This window comes from Streptomyces sp. NPDC007896 (assembly GCF_042959425.1).
Classification (GTDB): Bacteria; Actinomycetota; Actinomycetes; order Streptomycetales; family Streptomycetaceae; genus Streptomyces.
This window is the reverse complement of the sequence record NZ_JBIBKX010000038.1, coordinates 14,274-36,725: the sequence shown is the minus strand read 5'-3', so window position 1 is coordinate 36,725 and position 22,452 is coordinate 14,274. Positions and strand designations below refer to the sequence as shown.

The following is a 22,452-nucleotide window of genomic DNA, read 5'->3' as shown; positions in this document are numbered from 1 at the left end:
CTGATGTGCCTGGCCTGCCCCAACGCCCGGATCCACCCTGCCCACCACAGCCGCCTGGCTCACCTGCATCACGCGCTCGATAACCTGCGCACCGCCCTGGACCCAGGCCAGTGGCACCGCCAGTGGGAGGACGGACACGCCCGCCTGGAACACCTCAAGGGCCAGCTCGGCACCGCAGTGTGGACTCGCGCCCTGGCCGACGTGACCGACACCGACCGCGAACTCATCGCCCTGCTGCTCAACGGAGACCTCAACCCGTGAGGGACACCCCTGCCCCTGCCCCTGCCTGTGTCCTTCCCGGGCCCGACACGCCCGTCATCCCCGCCCACCGGATCGCCGGCGGCTACACCGGCCCCATCGCGCGCTACGCGGCGCGGGCCTGGCCGCTGATCCCCATGAACGCCAACCCGGGCGTCACGCACAGCACCATCCACTGGCCGACGTTCCCCGACCTGTTCCGGGAGGAGATGCGGCTGGCCGCCTGGACCTTGATCAACGGTGAACTGCCCGCGGTGTTCCTGCGTGAGCGCCATCCCACCTGGCGCTCACGCCAGGCACCCAAGGCGCTCTGCCAGACGATCGGGACCTGGTGCCGGCTCGCCGTGTGGCTCACCGACCGGGGCATCACCACACTGAGCGACTGCACCACCCAGGTACTGGATGAGTACGGCCGGCACGTGCGCGACAGCGGGGCGGCCCGCATCACGGTGCACAGCGTGCTGTCGTCGCTGACCCGGCTGTGGGTCTTCGACCAGCTCAGTGCCCGTCCTAGTGGGATCGGCTGCCCGCCCTGGGAGACCGAGGGGGTGGACGACTACCTGCCGCCGGCGACGCCGGGCGGCGAGAATGCCGCCGAGGCGATCGCCGAGCAGACCATGGGCCCCCTGCTCGTGTGGGCGATCCGCACGGTTGACGAGTTCAGCGACGACATCCTGTCCGCCTGGACCGAACGCAACCGGCTGCATGCGACGGCCGCCGGCAACAGCGCCACACCCGCCTCACGAGCCGCTCTTCGGGCCTTCATGGACCGCATCGACGCCGGTCAACTACCGATTCCGACCACCCAGTGGCTGGGCAGAACCACGATCGCCGGCGCCTATATCGCCGCGCTCTCCGGCGCCTCCCCTGGCCAGGTCTACAGCGCCACCCGTGATTACGGCTGGCGGCAGGCCGCACTGGACCGTCCCGGCCGCTGCCCGCTCCGTGTTCCGGTCACCGGCCGACTCGGCGGCATCCCTTGGAGGGAGGCCGTCGACTACACCGAAGCAGGCTTTCTGATGCGCCAGTTGGGCACGGCGTGCTTCATCGTCATCGCCTATCTGACCGGGATACGTCCCGGCGAGGCGGCCGGACTGCGCAGCGGATGCTGTCCCGACCCGGAGCCGGACAGGGCGGGGCGCACGGGGCGGCACTTGATCACGAGCACCGTGTACAAGACCGCCCGCGACGAAGACGGCAACCACCGCTCTGAGGGCGAAGTCCGCGATGCTCCCTGGGCGGCCATCGCGCCCGTCGTGAACGCCATCCGTGTGCTGGAGCGCATGGTTCCCCCAGGGCAGCTGCTGTTCGACCACTACGCCCACGACCTGCGCGGCACCCGGGCCGGCACCGGCGCTCTCACCGTGCACACCCTGGGCACCCGGGTGGAGGACTTCATCACCTGGGCCAACCACGAGGCAGCCGCCCGCGGGCTGGTCCACGAGGTCATCCCGCCGGATCCACACGGCAGGATCGGAACCGAGCGGTTCCGCAGGAGCCTGGCCTGGCACATCGCCCGCCGTCCCGGGGGCCTGGTCGCGCTCGCGATTCAGTACGGCCATCTGCGAACTTCCGTAGCGGCCGGATATGCCGCGCGCAGCCGGGACGGCATCCACGACCTCCTCGACATCGAGACGGCCCGCGCCACCATCGACACCGTCGCCGACCTGAACGCCGCTCTCGAGGACGGCCTCGGCATCTCCGGGCCCGCCGCCCGCCGCGCCATCAAGGCCGCCGCCACCGCACCCCAGTACACCGGCACCGTCATCACCGCACGGCAGGCCCGACAGATCCTCGCCAACCCCCACCTGGCCGTCTACGACAATCCCCACACGCTGCTGATGTGCGTCTACAAACGCGACAAAGCCCTGTGCCACCGCGGCCTCAAAGACACCCCAGCCTCGACCAGTGCGTCCCCGCCTGCGCGAACATCGCCCGCACCGACCAGCACGCCACCGGCCTCCGCCTCCGCGCCACCTCACTTGACCAGCAGGCAGGCCACGCCCCCGGCCCCCTGGGCGAGCGCCTGCGCGACAACGCCACCAGGCTGCGCAACCTCGCCGACGCCCACCACCGCACCCGCATCAGCCTCCAGGACGGCACCGCATGAGCCCCGCACCCGACGAACGCGACCGCATCCGCGCGGCCATGGGCCGCATCCTCCAAGGAACCGCGCAGCACTCCAACGGCGCCTTGACGATCGTCGCCCTGGCCCAGGAAGCCGGCGTACCGCGCAACGCGCTCACCCAGCGCCACCTCAACCTCAAGAACGACTTCTACGCACAGGTCAGGGCACGCGGACAGACACCGGACTCCGAGATCCGCCTGCGCCAACAGATCGTCAAACTCAAGGAGCTCCGCGCCAAGGACACAGAGGAGCTGTCCCAGCTGCGGACCGACGTCGCTCACCTGGCGCGCGCTGTCAACCAACTGACCGTGGAGAACCGACAACTGCGCGGTGCACTGTCACAGCCCACCTCCCCCGTTCGAGTGCTGCCAACCCAACCGCACCCGAACCGGACCCTCTGAAATTGCACAACCTCAAAGCAGCAGCTCAAAGGGGCTGGCATGAACGGCGGTAGGCGTACTGGCCCGGTCGGCGGTGACAGTACCTACCGGAGATCATCTGACAGGCCGCCGCCCGAGCCGCAGCTTGCGGTTCTTGCGGGGCGGGGTCTGGAAGCCGCCGGCTGTGTCGTCGGCTCGGCGTCTTCGGAGCCCGTGTCGGCCCGTCGCTGCTTCAGAATCCGCCCACCCGCGGGGCTTGGTCGCTCGGCGGGACTCATGGACTCGCGGTATGTCGCATCGCTGGCTGTGTCGTTGTCCGTGGATGTCGTTCCGACGTGAGTTCGGGAGTCACTGAGGCTGGGCATGATCGATGTCAGTGGGAAGTGATGTCACTCTGCGTTCGAGGGATCGCCCCCGCCGCCGCCCCCGCCCCGCCGTATCACCGGTAGCGGCAGGCGCCCGGGCGGCCTCGTGCCACGGCAGGATGCTTGTGCGACGATCGGGATGTTTTTTGGCACGATGCCAGTTATGCAACCACTGCCCGTCCCATGCCCTGGTCACCTGATCCCGGATGCCACCGACCGTATTCGCGGCGGGCCTTGCGCTGCGCCGGGATCCCCGGGTCGCCCTGGGCGCCGTCGGGGGGCTGACAGTGGTCGAGGAACTGGCGGTGGACCGTGTGCGTGGCGCTGACGCACAGGGTGTAGCCCTGGCCGCGTCGTACGATCACGCCCTGGTCGAGCGCGGCCCGCTCGACGTCGTCCAGGTCGGCGGCACGGAGGGAGTCGGCGACCTTGCCCGGCATGTCGAGGGTGACCGGCATGTCGAGGGTGACCGGCAGCTCCGGGGCTGGGGTGCCCGGGTCGGCGGCCGTGTACTGGGGCAGGAGGTCGGCGACGGCGGTGCGGATAGCGCCGCGGCTGACGTCGTGGATGCGCAGGGCGAGACGGTCGCGGGAACCCTGGAGATGCCCTGCTTTCCTGCGCTGATTCGTGTCCTGAGAACAACAGTCATCGCGGGTAGCAGGGCATCTCTAGGGTGGATCCAGGCTCAGTGGGCCATCATGGGCTCGCCCTCGGACGGCTCCAGGGTCCGATTCGGAATCAGGAACGCCGCGATCACCGCACCGACCAGGAAGAACCCGGAGCCCCACGCGAAGGTGGCCGTGTAGCCCTCGACCCCGGCCTGCGCCGCGGCCAGCGCGCTGGGCTTGTGCGAAGACAGGTAGTCGGTCGCGGCCGACGAGGCAATGGTGGTCAGTAGCGCCGTACTGATCGAGCCGCCCACCTGCTGACCGGTGTTGATCAGCGCCGAGGCGACACCCGTGTCATCGCGGTGCAGGCCTGAGGTCGCCCCCTGGAACGCCGTGGTCATCACCGCGCCGAGGCCGAGACCCATCAGGATCATCCCGGGCATGATGTGGGTGGCGTAGGTGCTGTCCAGCTCGAGCCGGGTCAGCAGGGCCATACCGGCTGCGGCGACCAGGAAGCCGGCGCTGACGACGATCTTCGGGCCTACCCTGGGCAGCACCAGCGTAGGCATCGTGGTCGACGAAACGACGACGCCCGCGACCATCGGCAGGTACACCAGACCGGTCTTGATCGGCGAGTAGCCGAGGCTGGCCGCGAAGTAGTAGGTCAGGAACAGGAAGATCGAGAACATCCCCATGCCGATGACGAACACCGCCACGAACGAACCACCGCGGGTCCGGTCCAGCACGACTCGCAGCGGCAGCAGCGGATGCGAGACCCTGGACTCCAGCCAGACGAACACCGCGAGCAGCACCGCGCCGACGATCATGGAGCCGAGGGCGACCGGGTCGGTCCAGCTGGTGGACTCTATGTGCGCGAACCCGTAGACGATGGCGAACAGCGCGGCGCTCACCACGACGATGCCCGGAATGTCGAGTTTGGGCTTCTTGGTGATCACGGGCTTGGCCAGCAGCAGCAATGCCCCGATCAGGGCGGGGACCGCGAAGGCGACGTTCACGTACATCACCCACCGCCATGACGCCCATTCGGTGAGCATGCCGCCGACCAGCAGCCCGACCGCGCCGCCCGCACCGCCCAACGCGCTGAAGACACCGAAGGCCTTCGCCCTTTCAGACGGTTCGGTGAAGGTCACGCTGAGCAGCGAGAGGGCCGCGGGCGCGAGCACTGCAGCGAAGAGACCCTGGGCCACGCGTGCCGCGACGAGGATCTCGAAGCTGCCGGCCGCGCCGCCGAGAACGGATGCGGCCCCGAAACCTGCCACGCCGATCACGAAGAGGGTACGTCGGCCCAACAGGTCACCGAGTCGGCCGCCGAGCAGCAGCAGGCTGCCGAACGCCAGCGCGTAACCCGTGATGACCCACTGCCGGCTGCCGTCACTGAAGCCGAGATCTTGCTGCGCCTCGGGCAGTGCGATGTTCACGACGGTCGCATCGAGCATGACCATGAGCTGTGCCAGGCCTAGCACGACCAGCACCCACCAGCGCACGGCATGGGAGCCGCGAAGGCCCGAGTCTGTCTTTCCGGAGGCGGGCGCCCCGCGGTCGATGCTGGTACTCATTTCTCCCCTTGCTTGCTGGGCATGACTGAAAGCCGTTTGGCCGTTTGGAAACTGATTGGTTTCCTCACCGGTGAAGGTGAGGCGAGCGGGTGACGGGCCGAGATCTCAGGGCTTCGAGATCATCGTGTGGCCGCTTTGGGGCTTCCCTCGGCGATCCTCTGGAGGGCCGCGTCGGTGTCCGCGGTGGCCAGCATCCTGTTGATGTAGTCGCCGGCCAGTGCGCCGGCCGCTGCAGAGGCCCCGACCTGGGCGACCGGATCGGTGGCGTTGCCGGCCACCCACACACCCGGCACCTCGGTGGTGCCGGCCATGCCGGAGGCGAAACCGCGGCCCATGTTGTTCGGCAGGTCCTGCACCGGCAGGCCCAGACCTTCCAGGCCCTGGGTGCGGGCCTGCATCTGCGGGGCGACCGCGAGGACGCGGCGGGCCACGACCTGGCCGTCGGCCAGGCGCACCCCGGCGAGGGCACCGTCCCCGTCGTTGACGACCTCGGTGACCGGGGTGTCGATGATGCGGATGCCGCGGGCGGCGAAGCGGGCGCGGCTGTCCTCGTCCAGGTCGGTGCCGTGGGTGAAGTAGGTCAGGTCCTCGGTCAGCTGGCGGAACAGATACGCGTGGCCGATGGAGGCCGGGCCGGTGGCGAGGATGCCGATGGGCTCGTCGCGCATCTCCCAGCCGTGGCAGTACGGGCAGTGCACCACACTGTGCCCCCAGTGCTCGGCGAGCCCGGGCACCTGTGGCAGCACATCCGTGAGGCCGGTGGCCACCAGGATGCGGCGGGCGGTGATGCTGCGGCCGTCGGCCAGGGTGACAGTGAACCGCAGGTCCCCGTCCGCCGACGGGGCGGCAGACTCGGCCGAGACCACCTCGCCGAACACGACGCGTCCGCCGTACTGGCGCACCTGCTCCCGGCCCCGTCGAAGGATCTCGGACGGCGGGGTGCCATCCAAGACGATGAAACCGTGCACGGCCTCCGCGGGCGCGTTGCGCGGGGAGCCGCTGTCGATCACGACGACCGAGCGGCGGGAGCGGGCGAGGATCAGTGCACCGTTCAGCCCGGCGGCGCCCCCGCCGATCACCACCACGTCGACGGTCCCCTCGGCCAGTGCGTCGCTCGCATACGGAGGAGTCGCGACAGCCATGGCCTCCTGTCTTTCCTTGTCAGTCATGGTTCGGTCAGCCCTTCGAGTTCTGGGTGCTTGGAGGGGGGGCAGCTGTTCAGAAAGCCGAGGATGTGGTCAGCGACCTCACGACGGTGGCTGTTCACCGCGTGGAGAGCGGCTCCGCTTTGCTTGGGACGCTCGTGATGTACAGATCCAGTACGGCGATGAAACTCGCCGTCGCCAGGATCGCGAGGATCAGACCGGGCCTTGCCGGCCCGGAAGGCATCGCAACGCCGGGCGGCACGGAGGAGTTCAAAGGCATGGGTTGCCCTCAATCGCGCCAGGCGTGCACGCAGCCCGTCCGGTGAGCTCAGGATCGTTGTGTACTGAACTGTCAGAAAACTAGGCGGTTCTGTACTGAGTTGTCAAGTGCGACAGGTCGGCCCTCACTCACCACGACGATGCCCAGAATGTTGAGTTTGGGCTTCTAGGTGATCACGGGCTTGGCCAGCAGCAAGGCACCGATCAGGGCGGGGCCACGAAGGCGACGTTCACGTACATCACCCACCGCCACGACGCCCATTCGGTGAGCATGCCGCCGAGCAGCAGCCCGAACCGCTCGATGGTTTCGGGCCCGTAGATGCCGGCGAAGTCCTCGCCGGGGCGAACAGCAGAAGACCGCAGTGCCACGCTCCGATCGAGACTCAGCGTGGACCAGGTAGGGGCCGGTTTGATGCAGGCGCCGGGTGTACTGCGGGGTCAGCCGGCCAGTCGGTTGAGCCTGCGGATTTGTCTGTCGAAGGCGCGCGAGGGCACGATCCGGCGCAGGACGCTGACGCGTCCGGCCATCGAGCCGGCGGTGTACCGGAGCTTGGGCTTGGAATCGGTGGCGGCCGCGACGATCACCTTCGCGACAACGTCCGGGGCGTCGGCGGTGCGCAAGGCCGTGGCCATCACGTCTCGGGAGACCTCCCGCTGCGCGGCATAGACCGGCAGGGGCGAGTCGGGTGCCATGCTGCTCGCCTCGAAACCCGTGCTTGTGTAGGCCGGCTCGACCAGCAGCATCCGGACGCCGTGCTCGCGAAGCTCGTGATCGACGGACTCGGAGTAGCCCTCGACCGCATGCTTGGTGGCAGCGTAGACGGCCATGAAGGGGGCCGGGATCAGACCCAGTACCGAGGAGACGTTGACCACGCGGCCACGGCCCTGGGCGCGCATGTGGGGCAGCACTGCGTTTGTCATCCGCATCAGGCCGAAGACGTTGACGTCGAAGACCTCCTTGGCCTGGTTGATCGAGCTCTCCTCGCCGGCGCCGACCGCGCCCACGCCTGCGTTGTTGACCAGGACATCGATCCGGCCGAACCGCTCGATCACCTCCTCGACCAGGGAGCGGACCGACTCGTCGCTGGCCACGTCGAGATCGAGGAACGTCACCCCGGCGAGCGGCTCGGCGTTCGCCGCGTTGCGGCTCGTGCCGACCACCGCGAAGCCGGCGCCCACGAGGGCGAGCGCCGCCGCCCGCCCGATCCCGGAGGAGGCGCCCGTCACGAGGGCCACTCGGGGAGCTGTCTGCATGTTGGTTCCTTCGGTTGTGGCCATGACTTCGTCGTGCGCTGCGCGGGGTCGCCTGTGCTGAGGTCGACACGGTCCGCACCGGTCCTGCAAGCCCGGACCAAGCCGGTCCGGTGAGCCCAGGATGGTTGTGTACTGAACAGTCGGAAACCTAGGTAGTTCTGTACTGAGTTGTCAAGAAGGGCGGGTCGGCTTTACCTTCTGTGTATGGCGAGACCACGAAGCTTCGACCGCGACCACGTTCTCCATGCCGCCGAGCGGCAGTTCCGCACCTCGGGCTACAACGGCACGAGCGTCGACGACATCAGCGCCGCCACCGGCCTGGGCCGCGGCAGCCTCTACGCCGCATTCGACGGCAAGCACGGCGTGCTGCTGCAGTCGATGGCCAGCTACTTCGCCCGGCTGGGGCAGTTTGCGCCGAAGGCGCTCGCCGGACCGGACGAGGGCGCCCTGGAACGACTGCACGCGTACTTGCTCCGCGCCGTCCACGGGGTGCCACTCGCCGCCGACGTACCCCCCGCCCCTGACCGGGCGGCGGCGGCCTGCTTCGCCGCCAAAATGGCCCTGGAGATCGGCGCCTCCGACTCCGAGGTGAAACGCCTGGCCAACGACTGCTTCTCCGTGCTCGCGACGGCGGTGGCCGAGTGTCTGCGAGCGGCGCAGCGCAACGGCGACATCGACCCCGACGCGGATCCCGACGACCTTGCATACCTTCTGCTGACCTTCATCCGCGGGACCGATGTCGTAGGCGCGTACGGCCACAGCCCCGCCCGCCTGACCTCGATCGCGGAGAGCGCGTTCGCCTTGCTGCCTCGCCCACGCCACCACTGACAAGGCCACGGCCGGCCTCATTGCACAGGCATCTGATGCGGTCGGCCCACTTCGACGCCGCGGAGGCACGGCCCGTAGGTTCACGCGCCGCCGTGACCTCGTATGTTGGCGCGTGCTGTGGTGTTCCGGGGATATGCGGGGTGGGCACTGCTCGGCGCTTCGGACGTGAGGCGGTTCCATGGATGCTGCTGCCCAAAATGAGGGCCAGGACCCGCTTGCCGACCGTCTGATCAGGGCCGGTGCCGCGTTCGAGGGCAGCGCGGAGATCGCCGAGGCCCGTGCCATGGCCCGCGACTTCCTCACCACGGTGCAGGCCGTGCACGGGCTGCCGGTGTCGGAGCGGGCGATGGGCATGGTGCAGCTGGTCGTCAGCGAGCTGGTCACCAACGCGCGGAAATACGCGCGTGGACCGTGCTCTGCGCCGGTCTCGTCTTCTGGCGGGCGTCCCAGCGCAGCGCCCCACGGCGACAGCCCGACATGCCTGACAGGTATCACCGAATGGGTCGAAATCCTGCTCTGACCCGCACCGCGCACCAGCAGCTGTCGGCCACTGCCGGGCCCCGGAGGGGCCGCCGGGCAGTGGCCGAACTGCTGTCGAGGGTCGTGAACAGAGCCAGGCAGTCCTTCCCACAGGGGTTCAACACGCTGCACTTGACAGGGAACAGGCCCGGTCGGTGTACAACTTCGTGGTCAATCGCCCCCCGCAGCCGCCGAGCAGCAACCCGCACCAGAACGTGTCGCTCGCATGCAGGTGGCGGAAGGCGTCCAGCTCGATCGCCTCCAACGGCAGCATCAGCGGATCGTCGGAGTCCGCGCTGCCCAGTACCGCCGTCTGCATCTGCCGCCTGTCGCCCTGCAAGAAGCCTCCATCCTTCGCCTCAACTCATCGTGCCACCTGCCCAGTTCGTCCTCGAGAGCACCCAACATGCCAGCTCCAGGCGAGGATCTGGGGGCGTAATACAACGCTCGGGGACAGCAGGCTGCTGTTGCCGCGTACCGTCGCCTCAGGCCATGCAGTGACCGGACGGTCACACGGGGTCGCAACCCGGGAGGGGGCGAAGATGGTGAACGCCGGGACGTACCTGCAGCGTTGCGCATTGCTGCACAGGTATCGCTGCCGATAGGGCTTTCGTCGAGAAGCGGGAAGAGAGCGGTGACATGGGCCGGGACATTCGCACCGACCGAGGGGTCCAGCCGGTTGCGCCATGCCCGAACAACACGTTCCTCCTCATCAGGGACCCTGTCGATTAGTCCCGACCGCCCTGCTCGAAAAGGACTCCGGAAGTCGGCTGGGCGCCCACGGCCGACTAGTCGCACCACTCCGGCTCGACAATGCTGCTGCCGGCATCGGCGTGCTCAGCGGGCGTCGACAACGTCAAACCCTTCCCCGGACAGCGACAACAGCCACTAAATTGCCGTCGCTGCAACCATTCCCACGGCTGTGTCACTGGTCAGGGCTGGTCAGGCTTGCAACTTCCCTCATTGACTCGATGGTTGGCTCTTCCTGTATCTGGGTGACACGAAGTCGGTCGTCGAAGGCGTCCGCGCCCACGATGGCGGGGCGTTGCCGACCGTATACGACATGGACCCTCAGCCCCTCGTGACCGGCGAAGGGGGTCAGATCAACAGAATGGGCAGTGCTGGGCTGAGGATGAAGAGTGAGTTGGGTCAGCGAGGGGAACACGCGTGCGAGCTGCCGCAGATCGCCTCCTTCAGCGAGGGAGGGTAGGACCAGAGTGCGTATCGTCGACAGGACCGGGACCGATTCCAGCGCCACAACGGGCGACGCAAGAGGAAGCTGCACCGCGCGCAGCCTGGGCAGTGATGCCAGGCACTCGAAAAGGTCCTGTACACGTACCGGCTGCCATAAAGCTAGACCCTGCAGTCCTGTCCACTGGTTGAGTCCGTCAAGGTCGAGAGAGTGGCTGTCAACCGACAACCGGGCGACACCTGGATGGGCCGGTGGCAGCCGAGTCGCGCCTGGGCCGGGGAGGCCAACGAGGCGCACCTCACGCAATGCCGGGAGCATCGGTATGGCCTCGAGGTCCTCGGGACGCATTCTCAAGGCGTGCAGTTCGAGTTGCCTGACTCCCCGCAGTTGCGGCAGCCGGTGGAGCAGGTCGCTGTGCCTGATGGTGAACTTCAAGTCGTCGAGCCGCATGTGTGCGAGGACTTCTCGCGCGTAGTCCGCTACGGAGAAGGAGAAGAGATCCCAGGCCTTGACAATGAACTGGCGAACAGCCTGGCTTCGCTGCTGGGCGTACGCGCGCAGCAAGGGCAGGCAGTCGGGTGTGCCGATCTTGTACAGGGTGTCGAGAACCAGTAGCTGGTGTTCTTCGCTCAGCGGCTCGGCGGAGGGCAGGAACGGGAGCACGTAGGAGCCCAGCTTGGCGAGTTCGGCCGACTGGATGCTGTCTCCCGGCGGCATAAGAGCAGCGACACGTGAGTCGACTTCGCCGCGTACCTCCTCGCTTAGGTAGACCGCTGCGAGGGCGCAGTTCGCGGCCAGGATACGCAGTTTCCACTGTGTCCATCCGGTCGCTTGGTCGCCTTGGGCGATGAGAGATTCGAGGATCTTCGGCAGCTCGCTACGGTTGCATTGACCGCTGGCCAGCAGTACAACGTCCTCCCACTCCTGCTCGGCTGCGTGACGCAAGAGCTCGCCAACGTGGTCGCTTTCCCGGAATTCCTTCGCCGCCAAGTAGTCCTGGAACGTGCGGTGGATGAACTGGATGCTGTCCTCTGCTCGTTCCTGCAGAAGCCCGCTTCGATTGAGTATGTGGCGGAGGATGCGCGACACCGGCCCCTGCTCGGCAACCCGTGGCATGCCGTGCAACGCCTCCTGGAGCTGCCTTTCTGCCTGCCCGTACGAGAGCTGTGACTGGCCGTTCCGCACCAGCCATACGGCGATTCGCTGGAGCAGCTGTTTGTGCTGCTCCGATTCGATCTCGATTCCCTCCGGCGCGTCGATGCGACGGAGCGCATCTCGGCTGCCCAGAAGCATGTCCAGGGCAGCCTGGTACAGCTTGGTGCGGCTGGTAGGCAGCAGCCCACGGCGCCGACGATGCAACGCGCAGATGACAGCACACAGCAGCGGCGTACGGGCAAGGTCACGCAAGGCAGGATTAGTGGCGAACTGCTGGGCGAGATCCTTCTCCAGCCGGATGAGCTCGGCACGTTCGTCGGAGGAAGACGAAAGTTCCAGCCGTGCCGCGTCGTGCCATACGTGGACGAAGGTCTGGATGTCCGAGTCTCGCATGCTCAGGAGCCTCAGGCCGAGTACACCCTGCTGCATACCGAGCCAGTCCCCGTCCCCCTCCACCGCCAGTGGTCTCATCGTGACCATGCAGCGCACATGCTCGAAGGTTTCCAGCAACTCGATAAGCCACCTCCTGGCGGCCTCCCGGTCCTCCTGGGGCACCTCGTCCAGCCCGTCGATCAGCAGGAGTGCACGCCCGGCCTCGAGAACTCTGCGGGCCCAGCCCTCGGGCGGGTCGTCAGTCATGAGTCCGGCTACCTGCGGCAAACGCTGTGGCGTCGGAAATCCGAGGCCCTGGGCGCGGAGGGTGCGCATGGGGATGACGAAGGGTACAAGGCCGTTGAAATCGGCGAGCTTTGGCCCGAACGTCGCACACGCGGCGTGAGAAGCAAGCCACCAGACCAGCGTCGTCTTCCCAGCCCCGGCTTCTCCGCGCAGCAGGACCACCGATTCGGTGCCGGACAGCAGGTCGTCAATGCGCCGTGGCCGGGAGACGCCAGACCTCTGGCGGGAGCCAGACGACTCCGCTTCCAGTGGTAGATACGCGGCGTCCAAATCCCAGCGGGACTCGTCCTTACCGAGCTCCTCGATACCGATAATCTCGATCTTGCGGTACCGATTCTTGACCGCCTTGCTGTACTGCTCCTCGAAGTGTTCGTCACGCCGATGAAAGTCGGTCACCCGTTCCATGGCCAACGGCAACTGCCTGTCTGGCAGTAGGCGGTCGAAGGGAAGCAGATCCATGGGTACCGCCTCGGCACGCATGTGATCGCGCCCCTTCGGAATGTCCGTGACGATGCCGATCAGCACTCCACCCGCGAACACCGGCGCGCCAGACAACCCGGCCAGGGGAGAAGCGGCCTCGGCCCGCTCGACAGCTGGCCGCCGGGAGAACTCGCAGATCACGGTAGGACGAGGACGGCCCGCCAGGGGCAGTACTGTCACCTCGAACTGGTCAAGCTCCAGATCCCCTGATGGGCCTCGGCGTTGGACCGCAGGAAAGCCCACGATCTGGCAGTCGGGCAGTGGTTGCCCCGTGGTCACCGTGCCCCAACGCAGACGGCGCTGCATGGCGACGGAGCTACTGGGAAGCACTGGCGAATGGGCCCGTAGGACGGCAAGGTCGGTGGGTGGTCCCTCAACGTCCCGGGCTTGCCGCTCTCTGGCCTCGGGAGAAGGCTCCTCCTTATGCGAACGCTGGACCTCGGGCGAGAGCAGTGCCTCCCCGGAGCTACGGTTCTGCGAGTTAAGCGAGGAACGAATCTGTCTAAGGGCATCACCCTGGGCACTACCGCGCCAATACACGTCGCAGGTAATCCACCCAGAGAGGTCCGGATGGGTGACGCGAACGGTGTTTTTGTCTCGCAGCAGGTGAGCGGCTGTGAGGATCAGCGTAGGTGTAAGGAGCACCCCGGTGCCTTGTTGGGCACCCTGTACCACGACCGCCCGATGAGCCGCGGAGCGCGCCATACTCACGACGTCGCCGGGCCTCGCCCAAAGTTAGAGACGTTGCCTGGTGTGTCATTCCCGACCTGCCATGAACCACCTGTTCTGGCATCTTTGGGCTTGAGAGTGAGGGCAACTTTGTGAGTGCTGGTGTTGGCTGATGCTTTCTCGGCGCCCGCATCCACCACCCAGGCACGGACTTTCAGCCCGCCCTTTGTCTCCTTGCGAAGCTCGACTGTGAACTCCATGTCGATGTCGCCGAGCTCGAAAACCAGGTTGGTTCCCACTCCTTGGGCAGCGGCGGTGAGCAACTCATCGCGTACCGCTTGGACCGCGGCCGCCAGTTCAATCGCGTCGTCGCTCACTACGTCCCCCTCTGCCAGCTTGGCCTCTTGGCAGGAACGTACCCCCTGGCAGCATGGCATGAGAGTCGTTTCACAGCATGGAAGCTGTTCAGCCTCATCACTAGGCCGATGCTCTTCTCCACTCGCTTGTCCGGGTCCCGGCGTTGGAACACAGCAACGAGCCCTTCGACTGCACAGTCGCAGCCGGCGTAGTGGCCTTCGACGCCAGCTTCCCCACCATGCTGCGCACCCTGACAATTCTTGACGGAGCCACCCTTCCAGAACGGAAGTCGTCGACGCTGTGATGCATCACGTTCCGGGCGCCGTCGCCCTCGACAACCCGCCACCCGCTCCAGCAGGGCGACGTCGGCCGTGCCAAGTCGTACAGCGACAGCCCGTTGCCCAGCCCCGCGTCCAGTGACAGCAGCCGCCCGCGCTGAGGCAGTTCCCGCTCGCAGCCAGCTGGCGCCGGGACGGGCAGGTCGTCTCCGCGCCTTCAGAGGGTTGCTCGCACCCACGCCGCGCCTGATCGGCTTCCCGTCGTCGTTCCCGCCGCCGAACGGGGCCACTTGGCCTACGCCGGTGTCCGACCGAGCGACCACGTGGCTCGACACCACCGCGTGCTGGCTGGCGTTCTCACGCCGTGCGCCGGCCCACTGTGCTCTGCGGTGTATCGGCGGAGGCGTTTGCCCCTTTGGCTCATTCCTCGCGTGCCCGGCACACCGCCGTTGCGTGCACGGCTGCGGCCGTCCTGCGGCGCTCGGCTTGGGCGTCTTTGTTGGGCGTTGCCCCGGCAGCAGCCGCTGCGCGCTGCTCGTCGCCGAATGCGCGCTCGCTCAGTTTGCGCAGGGCGCGAGTCTGCCGCTCAACTGAAGCTTCCCCTTGATCGTGGACACCTGGAGACTGGGATCTGAGGTTCCAGAGGAAGCAGTGTCAGGTGGGAAGCAAGTACACGAATCGGTACTCGGACGAGTACAAGCGGGACGCGATCGAGCTCGTGCGGTCGTCGGGCCGAACGGTGACCGAAGTCGCCCGGGAGCTCGGGGTCAGTTCGGAGTCCCTGCGGGGCTGGGTGAAGAAGGCCCGTGCCGCCCAAGAGGCCGAAGCCGGTGCCGGGCTGTCGGGGTCGGGCGGCGACACTCGGGACGAGGAGCTGAAGCGGCTGCGGAAGCTGACCGCCGAGCAGGCGAAGACGATCGAGATCTTGAAAAAAGCGACCGCCTTCTTCGCGAAGGAGAGCGACCGGTGAGCAAGATGTGCCGGTTCATCCATGCGGAGAAGGCGAACTACACGGTCACACTGCTGTGCAAGGTGATGAAGACCGCCCGCTCAACGTACTACGCATGGGTGGCCGGACGGAAAGCCCGCGAAGCAAGGCAGCGGGACGACGAGGCCCTGGCCCACGAAATCACGGTGATCCACCTCGCGTCCCGGCACAACTACGGCGTCCCGCGCGTCACCGCCGCATTGCGCCGCCAGGGCCGGCTGGTCAACCGCAAGCGGGTGGAGCGGGGCATGCGGCAACACGGCATTGCCGGGAACAGCCGCCGCACCGGGCGCCGCAGTCTGACCAGGGCCGACAGCAAGGCCGCCCCAGCTCCCGACCTGATCGGCCGGGACTTCACCGCCACCAGCCCCGGTACGAAGATCGTCGGGGACATCACCTACATCCCCACCGCCGAGGGCTGGCTCTACCTCGCCTCGTGGCTGGACCTGGCCACCCGGGAAGTGATCGGGTACTCGATGGCCGACCACCACCGCGCCGAACTCGTCGTCGACGCCCTGGACATGGCCGCCGCGCCGGGTCGCTTGGAGCCCGGCTGCGTGATCCACAGCGACCGCGGATCGGAATACACCTCCACGCAACTCCGCACCAAAATAGGCGAGTTGGGGCACAGGCAAAGCATGGGCCGAACCGGAAGCTGCTTCGACAACGCCGCCGCGGAGAGCTTCTGGGCCGTCCTGAAAGAAGAGATCGGCACCCGCTTCTGGACCGACCGGGCCACCGCCCGAGCCGGCATCTTCGACGTCATCGAGACCTTCTACAACAGACGCCGTCTACGCAAGCACATCCACTGGGGCTACCTCACGCCCCACGAAACACGCCTGCGCTACCGGCAAGATCAGGCCCTCGCGGCGTAACAACACCGTGTCCAAGATCTCGGGGAAACTTCAGGTGTGGGTCACCGCCCAAGGCACCAAGCGTGTCTCGATGGCGGCGCTGATCTGCACCAAAGCCGGCCGCAGATCACGGCTCATCTACCGCATTCACCTCGACCGTGGTCCCGCCAAGGGTCGTCGCAAGGGCTTCACCGAGACCGACTACGCCCGCCTGCTGGATGCCGCGCACCAGCAACTCGGCGGCCCCGTCGTCTTGGTGTGGGACAACCTGAACACGCACGTCAGCCGTACCATGCGCGAGCTGATCGCCGCTCGATTATGGCTGACCGTCTACCAGCTGCCGCCCTACGCACCTGAGCTCAACCCCGTCGAGGGCGTGTGGTCGCACCTGAAGAGGTCGCTGGCCAACCTCACCAAACACAGCCTTGACCAGCTCACCGCGCTGGTGAAGACGCGGCTGAAACGGATACAGTACTGCCCACGCCTCATCAAGGGCCTCATCGCTAAAACTGGGCTCGACCTCCAACCTCCATAACCTCGGCCGTTGAGGATCTCCTAGAAGTAGGAGGCCACCAGGTCGCGGTCCACCGTGATGGTGTCGCGATCCAGTGCGGGCAATCCAAGGTGGTCACAGATCAGCTGGGTCAGCTGCTCCTCGTAGGTCTCGTTCTGACGGTCCAGTCCGGCCGCCGTGATAAGAGGGGCCATCTTGTTGGGCCAGTATTCTCCGACGTAGTCGGGATCCTCGTAGTCGATGCAGGAGGATGTCTGGCCATCCTTGTAGTGGTACGCCTTGGGTCCGTGAGCCTTGGCAACGCACGGGTTGGGAACGAACACCATCAGCTCAGCGCCCTGGGGGCACAGCTCGCGGTAGTCGATCTCGTCGTAGTCGTCGTGGTTGAACATGTGGTGCACGATCACGCCCCAGTCGCCGGGTGCCGTGTCATTGCCGTAGGCGAACGGCGGCCGTTGCTGCGCGGACAGACCTTCGGCCATTGCGGCCAGGCTGGTCCCCTTGAAGTAGACCAGGACGGTTTCGTCTTCCCGGTACCGTCTTTCTTCTATCCACGCTATGACGCCGCAGTCGATCCAACTTGTCATGCCCAGCAACATAACCGGCGCCACTGACATACCAGCGCACAGAACCGCCACTCGAAGCCAAGGCCAACCGCCTTACCCGCGCCGTCCAACCGCCGTAACCCGCGCCGTTAAAGATCTCTAGCAAGAACGAGCTGCCGAACTTGCCGAACTCCTTGCCGGAGGCGTGCCGTGCCCACGAAGCGGTCGGCTCCGGCTATGAACGACTTCTCTGGCCCCAGCGGAACGTTCCTCTGGGGTCAATGGACTCGTTCGAAGCCACGCGGTGCGGGGAGCAGCGGGACTGGGGCGCCGGGCAGCAGTCTGCGGCGGCGGAGGACCTGGGAGCGGCCGCGGCCGCCGGTGATCTGCGCGGGTGGGACGGTTGGCGCCCGCGACTCCGGAGGTTCGAATGGAGGCCGCCGTGGGCGAGCGCGGCGAGGCGGCGGGGTCAGCGGCTGCGTGAGCCGCCCCCGGCTTCTAGGCGGCGTAACATGCAAGGGCGGTTGACGAAAGCCGTGCGCCCCCGACGAGGCAACCGCGACTTACGCTCCCATGACGCTAAAGTGCGTCATGCTGTGTACATGCGGACGGGGGATGAACGGTCGCGTTACGGGGTTCGGCTGCTCGGCGCGGTGTCAACGATCGCCGGTGTGGCCGGCATGGTGTGGACCGCACGGGAGACACACCGCAAACACCAGGACATCAGCACTCTGGCGGGTGTGCTCGGCATCGGTTTCAGCGCCCTCGGCCTCATCGTCGGCGCGGCCTCGCTGCTCATCTCGTGGCTTACATACCAAGCCGACCGCCGCGAGCACGCCGACGCCCTGAGCCCGTCTGACATCGCCGACGAGTTCGCGGTCGCGGTACGCGTCCAGTGGGAGGCCGAAGCCCGGGTGCGTCGCCTCAACGACCCGTACCCGCTACCGGTGTCCTGGCTCCCCGCAGACAGCGAACTCACAGAGCCCTGGCCCGTCCTGCTACGGATCACCCGCACCGCGCCGGATGCCTGGCCCGCCGATTCCGACGCCCTCGCCGGGACGGACGACCAGATCGTCGACGTATTCACCCGGCAGGTGCCCGGCGGCCGCCTCATCGTCCTCGGCGAACCCGGCTCCGGCAAGACGATGCTCCTCGTGCGGCTACTCCTGGACCTCACAGGGCGGCGCGCCGCAGGCGCACCCGTTCCCGTCATCTTCCCCCTGGCCTCCTGGAACCCGGCCGAGCAGGAGCTGGACGCCTGGATGGCCCACCGCCTCAGCACCGACTACCCGGGCCTGGCCGCCGGTTATGGCATCACCAACCGCGCCCATGCTCTCCTGGAACGCAGGCTCGTCATCCCTCTCCTCGACGGCTTCGACGAACTCCCGCCCCGCCACAGGGCCATGGCCCTCGACGCCATCAATCGCGCCCTCCCGCCCGGCCACCAACTAGTCCTCTCCAGCCGCCTCACCGAATACCGCGCAGCCCTTGCCCCCGCCTCCGGCGTCCCCGTCCGCCTCACCGCCGCCGCCGGCATCGAGCTCCAGCCCCTCACCGCCAACGACGCCAGTGCCTATCTCCGGCGCGACGCGGGCGGCGAGGGCACCTATTCCGCCGCCCGCTGGGACCTGGTCGCCTCCTTGCTGGGCAGCGCCTCGCCCGTCGGACGAGCTCTCACCACCCCGCTGGCCCTCTTCCTCGCCCGTACGATCTACAACCCGCGCCCCGGTGAAGGCACCGCCGACCTACCCATCCCCTCCGAGCTCTGCGACCCCGCCCGTTTCCCCAGCCCCGGCGCGATCCGCCTCCACCTCTTCGACGCCTTTGTCCCGGCCGCGTACCGCGCCCACCCGGGCAGGTCCTGCCGGTGGACGCCGGAGCAGGCAGAGCGATACCTGGGCTTCCTGGCCCGGCACTTGGAGCGGAATGTTGGCGGTGCTGTGGATATGGCGTGGTGGCAGCTGCGCCTGGCGGTGCCGCCGCGCGTCCTACGGCTCATGACGGGCGCCGCCCTCGGGACGGTGCTGTACATCGTCACCCTGGTGTTGTTCCTGGCCTCGGTCGCGGGTGCCGCCGCCGACCTCCACGGTGTCTGGCCCTCCCTGACTCAGGCCGCGAGCGTCGGAGTCTGGCCCCTGTGGACGTTCGACGACATGTCAGCGGACTGGACGGGCTTGGCCGTCACGGTCGCCCTCATCCTTCCGCTCGTCGACCTGATCATCGGGCTCATCCTCAGCTGGGCGACCGGCCTCCGCCCGCGCACTGTGCCCGCGACGCGGATGCGCTGGTCCGGCAGCCTGCGTGTGCTGCTGTTCAGCCTCGGCATCGCCGTCGCGGTCGGCGTGCCGCTCGGGATTCGCTTCGAACTCCCTGCCGGCGGGTGGGGCATCGCCGCTGGCCTTGTCGTCTGTCTCGTCACCGGTTGGGGTACTGCCCCTGCCGACGTAGCCGCCGCCGCGAGCCCGTCCGCGCTCCTGGGCCAGGACCGCCGCACCCTACGCCTCTTTACCGGCACCGGCGTCGCGGGTGGATGCATCTTGGGCCTAGGCCTCGGGATCGTCCTGGCCTTTACAGAGGCCCGCGTCAGCCCCAACGATGAACCTCTCAGCCACGACCTCTTGGACGGCGCCTTACTTGGCCTGTCCGTCGGCCTCCTTTCCGGCCTCGTTCTCGGCCTCGCCACCGCGCTCAATCGCACCGCCTCCGGCCCTTTCGCCCTCACCCGCCACTACCTCGCCGCCCGCCACAGCCTTCCCCGCGACGTCATGGCCTTCCTCGCCGACGCCCACGAACGCCGAGGCGTCCTTCGTCAGGTAGGCACGGCCTACCAGTTCCGCCACATCGACCTGCAGCACCGCCTGGCGGAGCGCCCATAGGCGGATGCGCTCCGGGCCGTGGTCGACGAACGCGACGAGCGGATGATCGCCGAAGGTCTTCTTCCAGGTCGCGGTGGCGTCCTACTTCTCGGAGTGAGCGAGGACCAGCACCCCGTCGATGATCACGCTGCCGTCGGCAGCCGGACTGCGCTCACCGGCCAACTCCCAGACCCGCGCCCGTACTTCGGCTCGTGCGGACCGCGGTGAGCGCCTCGGCCCCGCTGCGGCAAGGACGTCGACGAGACGGGAGACCGTCGGGCCGGACGCCACCAGGCCGAACATGCTGGGCTCGGCCCGCAGCATGGCGACATCGGCCAGGCAGTCCCCGCCCAGAGCCGTCGCGAGCGCGATATCCAGCAGGACCTTGCCCGGGTCGTGCACCGTCCGTTCCCCAGCAGCGGCCGGTGGTGGTCGTCTGCGGGCAGCCGGGCGCCGGGAAGACCCAGACCGCCGACGTCGTGCACGCCGCACTCGACCTCCGCGGCGGCGCCGTGCGGGTCGGCCGGGACCTGTACGAGTCAGCGCACCGGCACTACACCGACGCCCTCGACCGGGTACGACGTGGCCGAGGCGCGCTCTTCCCTCGACTGCGTGACCCCGAACAGACGCATGCTCTGGGCCCGGCGCGCTTCCTCGGGGCTGCGCGGCACGATCGCCCCGCCCTGGCCCGTCGTCAGATTCTTGTTGGGTGCAAAGGAGAAGCACGTCAGCGCCCGCGCTGCCGACCGTCGTGGTCCCGGCGTGCGAGCCGAAGGCGTGGGCAGCGTCCTCGATCTGTTTGCCGTTCATGCTGGTCGGGCTGATGCGCGGGTGTGAGCGGTGGCAGGTCCGCCGGGCGAGCCCCCTGCCTTCGACGCTTTGACGAGGGCATGACGGGAAGGGGGGTGTGTCAGGTGATCGAGACCGTGTTGCGCAGTGAGGAGTGGCCGGTCGCCGATCGGTTTGAGTGGTGGTGCGATCTGACGTCGCGCACGCTCATACCGAGCATCGTGACCAGCGACCACGCCGACAATTTCCGAGCTAGCGTCAGGCCGCTGGATGTGGAGGCCGTGCACTGGAGATGGAGACGGCGCGGGGGCGTGCGGTCTTCGCGGAGGTCGAGGAGTCCGAGGCGGACCTGGAACGGTTTCGCTCGTGGGTGGCGAAGATCGAAGCGCGGGACTACTTCGGTGCGCCGCTCGGGGACCGGGTGCGGGTCGAACTGGACCGCGCTGCTTCGGCGTTGGCCGGGTTTGAGGCCGCTGCGCTGGCCGGAGAGGATCACGACAGCCAGGGTGCGCCAAATTAGTCGTGGGTCGTCCGTTACAGGCCCGCCAGGAACAGTGTCCCCGAGACGATCAGTCCGGCTTCGATCAGCCGGACGAAGACCCGGTCGCTGATCCGTTCGACGAGGCGTTTGCCGGTCCATGCTCCGGCCAGGATGGCGGGGGTGAGCGCCAGGCCCAGGAGCAGGACGCGGGTGGAGAGCAGGTCTCCCGCGCCGTAGGCGGCGGTCTTGGTGAGGTGGAGGGTCAGGGCGCTCGCGGCTTCGGTGCCGATGTAGGCGCCCTGGGTGAGGCCCCGGGCCAGGAAGAACGGGGCGGTCATGGGGCCGACTGAGCCAAGGAGCGCGGAGCCAAGTCCTGAAGCGGCGTCGACTGCGGTGAACGCCGCGTCTGAAGGCGGCCTGGGATGCGGATTGCGTCGGCGCCAGATGACGACGGCGATCAGGAAGACGCCGAGCAGCCGCTTGAGCGGGGACAGCGGGGCGTGGGCCAGAAGCAGGGCCCCTGCCACGGCCAGGGGTATCGCGCCGGTGGCGAAGCGGCCAATCAGTTTCCACTGCAGGTCGCGGCGGTTGAGGACCGTGCGGCTGGCGTTGCTGGCGATCTGTGCCAGCGTGAGGACGGGGATGGCAGTACGCAGGCCGAACAGGGCAGTGAAGACGGGCAGGAGCAGCACGCCGCCGCCGAACCCGGCCACTGCGGAGACCAGGGCGAGCGTGAATGCGGCGGCAGAGGCCGCGACGAGAGTCAGGATCACGCGCGGCTACTTCTGTGGTGAGGCGGTGGGCAGTCCGGCGAGGCGGCGTACGACGGTCAGGCCGTCGTCGGTGCCCGGCCAGTGCCGGGTCAGCGCCTGCGGACCGGCCCGGCGGATGACGGCACGCAGCACCAGGGCCACGGCGATGGCGTCGTCCGCGTAGCCGAGCACCGGGATGAAGTCGGGGACCAGGTCGATGGGCAGGGCGAGGTAGCCGGCCAGGATCCACAGCAGCCAGCGGGTGCGGCGCGGCAGTTCGCGGTCGCGGGCCAGGCGGGAGATCAGGCGGAGGAGATCGGGCAGGAGGCGTACGGCCTCGGTGAGCAGGTTGCCCTTGGGGCGGGCGATGGCCAGGGTCGCGAGCAGGAGCAGCCAGCACAGGAGCAGGCCGGTCGCGATGCCGATCAGGGTTTGCCACACCGTTGACTCCCGGGCTCACTCCGCGGGGCCGGAACGCCCCCACCGAGTGATGTTACGGGTGTAACATTCCGGCCAGCTGTGGG

The 22,452-nt window shown here is 67.8% G+C and carries 21 protein-coding genes and 2 pseudogenes; 10 read left to right on the top strand and 13 right to left on the bottom strand.

The annotated features are described in order from the left end of the window. Positions 1-3 precede the first annotated feature (3 nt). Together ACFZDJ_RS53990 and ACFZDJ_RS53985 are read left to right on the top strand one after the other, a co-directional pair. A complete protein-coding gene (locus ACFZDJ_RS53990; protein WP_391070586.1) occupies positions 4-261 on the top strand; it encodes a hypothetical protein in 258 nt (85 codons plus the stop codon). Then, a complete protein-coding gene (locus tag ACFZDJ_RS53985) occupies positions 258-2,840 on the top strand; it encodes an integrase (protein ID WP_391070584.1) in 2,583 nt (860 codons plus the stop codon). Before ACFZDJ_RS53990 ends, ACFZDJ_RS53985 begins: the two co-directional genes overlap by 4 nt. Before the next feature lie 452 nt (positions 2,841-3,292). On the opposite strand, the gene ACFZDJ_RS53980 is transcribed toward ACFZDJ_RS53985, so the two are convergent. The 5 genes from ACFZDJ_RS53980 to ACFZDJ_RS53960 form a co-directional block, all read right to left on the bottom strand. Further along, positions 3,293-3,589 carry a hypothetical protein gene (locus ACFZDJ_RS53980; RefSeq protein WP_390940936.1) on the bottom strand — a complete coding sequence of 99 codons (297 nt, stop codon included), beginning with the start codon at positions 3,587-3,589 and terminating at the stop codon, positions 3,293-3,295. 227 nt (positions 3,590-3,816) lie between these two features. Beyond that, the gene (locus ACFZDJ_RS53975; RefSeq protein WP_391070583.1) at positions 3,817-5,316 is read right to left on the bottom strand and encodes an MFS transporter; all 1,500 of its coding nucleotides are present in this window, start codon (positions 5,314-5,316) and stop codon (positions 3,817-3,819) included. A 119-nt stretch (positions 5,317-5,435) separates the two neighbouring features. Next, complete coding sequence (locus tag ACFZDJ_RS53970; RefSeq protein WP_391070582.1) at positions 5,436-6,458, bottom strand: FAD-dependent oxidoreductase; 1,023 nt, start codon at positions 6,456-6,458, stop codon at positions 5,436-5,438. A gap of 486 nt (positions 6,459-6,944) precedes the next feature. After that, a complete protein-coding gene (locus ACFZDJ_RS53965) occupies positions 6,945-7,109 on the bottom strand; it encodes a hypothetical protein (RefSeq protein WP_391070580.1) in 165 nt (54 codons plus the stop codon). A gap of 69 nt (positions 7,110-7,178) precedes the next feature. After that, positions 7,179-7,994 (bottom strand): oxidoreductase, encoded by an 816-nt coding sequence (locus ACFZDJ_RS53960; protein WP_391070578.1) that lies wholly within the window; start codon positions 7,992-7,994, stop codon positions 7,179-7,181. Between the two features lie 204 nt (positions 7,995-8,198). Between ACFZDJ_RS53960 and ACFZDJ_RS53955 the strand changes: the two genes are divergently transcribed. Together ACFZDJ_RS53955 and ACFZDJ_RS53950 are read left to right on the top strand one after the other, a co-directional pair. Beyond that, a complete protein-coding gene (locus ACFZDJ_RS53955; RefSeq protein ID WP_390940944.1) occupies positions 8,199-8,822 on the top strand; it encodes a TetR family transcriptional regulator in 624 nt (207 codons plus the stop codon). 178 nt (positions 8,823-9,000) lie between these two features. Beyond that, entirely contained in the window at positions 9,001-9,342 is a 342-nt protein-coding gene (locus tag ACFZDJ_RS53950; protein ID WP_391070576.1) for a hypothetical protein, read from the top strand. A 117-nt stretch (positions 9,343-9,459) separates the two neighbouring features. Here the strand turns inward: ACFZDJ_RS53950 and ACFZDJ_RS53945 are convergent, their stop codons facing one another. From ACFZDJ_RS53945 to ACFZDJ_RS53935, 3 genes are all read right to left on the bottom strand, one after another. After that, positions 9,460-9,681: a hypothetical protein gene (locus ACFZDJ_RS53945; protein ID WP_391070575.1), complete on the bottom strand. Its 222-nt coding sequence runs from the start codon at positions 9,679-9,681 to the stop codon at positions 9,460-9,462. Positions 9,682-10,266: 585 nt separating this feature from the next. After that, entirely contained in the window at positions 10,267-13,152 is a 2,886-nt protein-coding gene (locus ACFZDJ_RS53940; protein WP_391070573.1) for an NACHT domain-containing protein, read from the bottom strand. Positions 13,153-13,553: 401 nt separating this feature from the next. Further along, on the bottom strand, positions 13,554-13,892 hold the full coding sequence (locus tag ACFZDJ_RS53935) for a trypco2 family protein (RefSeq protein ID WP_391070572.1): 339 nt from the start codon (positions 13,890-13,892) through the stop codon (positions 13,554-13,556). Between the two features lie 916 nt (positions 13,893-14,808). Here ACFZDJ_RS53935 and ACFZDJ_RS53930 point away from each other — a divergent pair. The 3 genes from ACFZDJ_RS53930 to ACFZDJ_RS53920 are packed head-to-tail and all read left to right on the top strand — an operon-like array spanning position 14,809 to position 16,527. Next, the gene (locus ACFZDJ_RS53930) at positions 14,809-15,120 is read left to right on the top strand and encodes a transposase (RefSeq protein WP_391070570.1); all 312 of its coding nucleotides are present in this window, start codon (positions 14,809-14,811) and stop codon (positions 15,118-15,120) included. Between the two features lie 5 nt (positions 15,121-15,125). Next, positions 15,126-16,013, top strand: a complete 888-nt coding sequence (locus ACFZDJ_RS53925) for an IS3 family transposase (protein WP_391070598.1) — start codon at positions 15,126-15,128, stop codon at positions 16,011-16,013. A 34-nt stretch (positions 16,014-16,047) separates the two neighbouring features. Beyond that, complete coding sequence (locus tag ACFZDJ_RS53920) at positions 16,048-16,527, top strand: transposase (RefSeq protein ID WP_391070597.1); 480 nt, start codon at positions 16,048-16,050, stop codon at positions 16,525-16,527. 20 nt (positions 16,528-16,547) lie between these two features. Here ACFZDJ_RS53920 and ACFZDJ_RS53915 read toward each other — a convergent pair whose 3' ends face one another. Next, positions 16,548-17,093, bottom strand: a complete 546-nt coding sequence (locus ACFZDJ_RS53915; protein WP_391070568.1) for a hypothetical protein — start codon at positions 17,091-17,093, stop codon at positions 16,548-16,550. Positions 17,094-17,653: 560 nt separating this feature from the next. On the opposite strand from ACFZDJ_RS53915, the gene ACFZDJ_RS53910 reads away from it, so the two are divergent. Continuing rightward, the gene (locus tag ACFZDJ_RS53910) at positions 17,654-19,927 is read left to right on the top strand and encodes an NACHT domain-containing protein (protein ID WP_391070566.1); all 2,274 of its coding nucleotides are present in this window, start codon (positions 17,654-17,656) and stop codon (positions 19,925-19,927) included. 12 nt (positions 19,928-19,939) lie between these two features. On the opposite strand, the pseudogene ACFZDJ_RS53905 reads toward ACFZDJ_RS53910, so the two are convergent. After that, a pseudogene (locus tag ACFZDJ_RS53905) lies at positions 19,940-20,314 on the bottom strand (transposase); the annotation flags it as partial. A gap of 17 nt (positions 20,315-20,331) precedes the next feature. Here ACFZDJ_RS53905 and ACFZDJ_RS53900 point away from each other — a divergent pair. Next, positions 20,332-20,418 (top strand): annotated as a pseudogene (locus tag ACFZDJ_RS53900) (zeta toxin family protein); the annotation flags it as partial. A gap of 27 nt (positions 20,419-20,445) precedes the next feature. Here the strand turns inward: ACFZDJ_RS53900 and ACFZDJ_RS53895 are convergent. After that, positions 20,446-20,604 carry a DegT/DnrJ/EryC1/StrS family aminotransferase gene (locus ACFZDJ_RS53895; RefSeq protein ID WP_391070595.1) on the bottom strand — a complete coding sequence of 53 codons (159 nt, stop codon included), beginning with the start codon at positions 20,602-20,604 and terminating at the stop codon, positions 20,446-20,448. Positions 20,605-20,987: 383 nt separating this feature from the next. Here ACFZDJ_RS53895 and ACFZDJ_RS53890 point away from each other — a divergent pair, with 383 nt between their 5' ends. Continuing rightward, positions 20,988-21,215: a Chromate resistance protein ChrB gene (locus tag ACFZDJ_RS53890; protein ID WP_391070564.1), complete on the top strand. Its 228-nt coding sequence runs from the start codon at positions 20,988-20,990 to the stop codon at positions 21,213-21,215. Positions 21,216-21,229: 14 nt separating this feature from the next. On the opposite strand, the gene ACFZDJ_RS53885 is transcribed toward ACFZDJ_RS53890, so the two are convergent. After that, a complete protein-coding gene (locus ACFZDJ_RS53885) occupies positions 21,230-21,949 on the bottom strand; it encodes a TSUP family transporter (protein WP_391070562.1) in 720 nt (239 codons plus the stop codon). 6 nt (positions 21,950-21,955) lie between these two features. Continuing rightward, positions 21,956-22,369: a DUF1232 domain-containing protein gene (locus tag ACFZDJ_RS53880; protein WP_390931837.1), complete on the bottom strand. Its 414-nt coding sequence runs from the start codon at positions 22,367-22,369 to the stop codon at positions 21,956-21,958. Positions 22,370-22,452 lie beyond the last annotated feature (83 nt).

What these genes read in the sequence shown, in the direction of transcription:
- ACFZDJ_RS53990 (WP_391070586.1), top strand. Translation starts at nt 4, where the DNA reads ATGTGCCTGGCCTGCCCCAACGCCCGGATCCACCCTGCCCACCACAGC.
- ACFZDJ_RS53980 (WP_390940936.1), bottom strand. Translation starts at nt 3,589, where the DNA reads ATGCCGGTCACCCTCGACATGCCGGGCAAGGTCGCCGACTCCCTCCGT.
- ACFZDJ_RS53975 (WP_391070583.1), bottom strand. Translation starts at nt 5,316, where the DNA reads ATGAGTACCAGCATCGACCGCGGGGCGCCCGCCTCCGGAAAGACAGAC.
- ACFZDJ_RS53970 (WP_391070582.1), bottom strand. Translation starts at nt 6,458, where the DNA reads ATGGCTGTCGCGACTCCTCCGTATGCGAGCGACGCACTGGCCGAGGGG.
- ACFZDJ_RS53960 (WP_391070578.1), bottom strand. Translation starts at nt 7,994, where the DNA reads ATGCAGACAGCTCCCCGAGTGGCCCTCGTGACGGGCGCCTCCTCCGGG.
- ACFZDJ_RS53955 (WP_390940944.1), top strand. Translation starts at nt 8,199, where the DNA reads ATGGCGAGACCACGAAGCTTCGACCGCGACCACGTTCTCCATGCCGCC.
- ACFZDJ_RS53950 (WP_391070576.1), top strand. Translation starts at nt 9,001, where the DNA reads ATGGATGCTGCTGCCCAAAATGAGGGCCAGGACCCGCTTGCCGACCGT.
- ACFZDJ_RS53940 (WP_391070573.1), bottom strand. Translation starts at nt 13,152, where the DNA reads ATGCAGCGCCGTCTGCGTTGGGGCACGGTGACCACGGGGCAACCACTG.
- ACFZDJ_RS53925 (WP_391070598.1), top strand. Translation starts at nt 15,126, where the DNA reads ATGTGCCGGTTCATCCATGCGGAGAAGGCGAACTACACGGTCACACTG.
- ACFZDJ_RS53915 (WP_391070568.1), bottom strand. Translation starts at nt 17,093, where the DNA reads ATGACAAGTTGGATCGACTGCGGCGTCATAGCGTGGATAGAAGAAAGA.
- ACFZDJ_RS53910 (WP_391070566.1), top strand. Translation starts at nt 17,654, where the DNA reads ATGCGGACGGGGGATGAACGGTCGCGTTACGGGGTTCGGCTGCTCGGC.
- ACFZDJ_RS53890 (WP_391070564.1), top strand. Translation starts at nt 20,988, where the DNA reads ATGGAGACGGCGCGGGGGCGTGCGGTCTTCGCGGAGGTCGAGGAGTCC.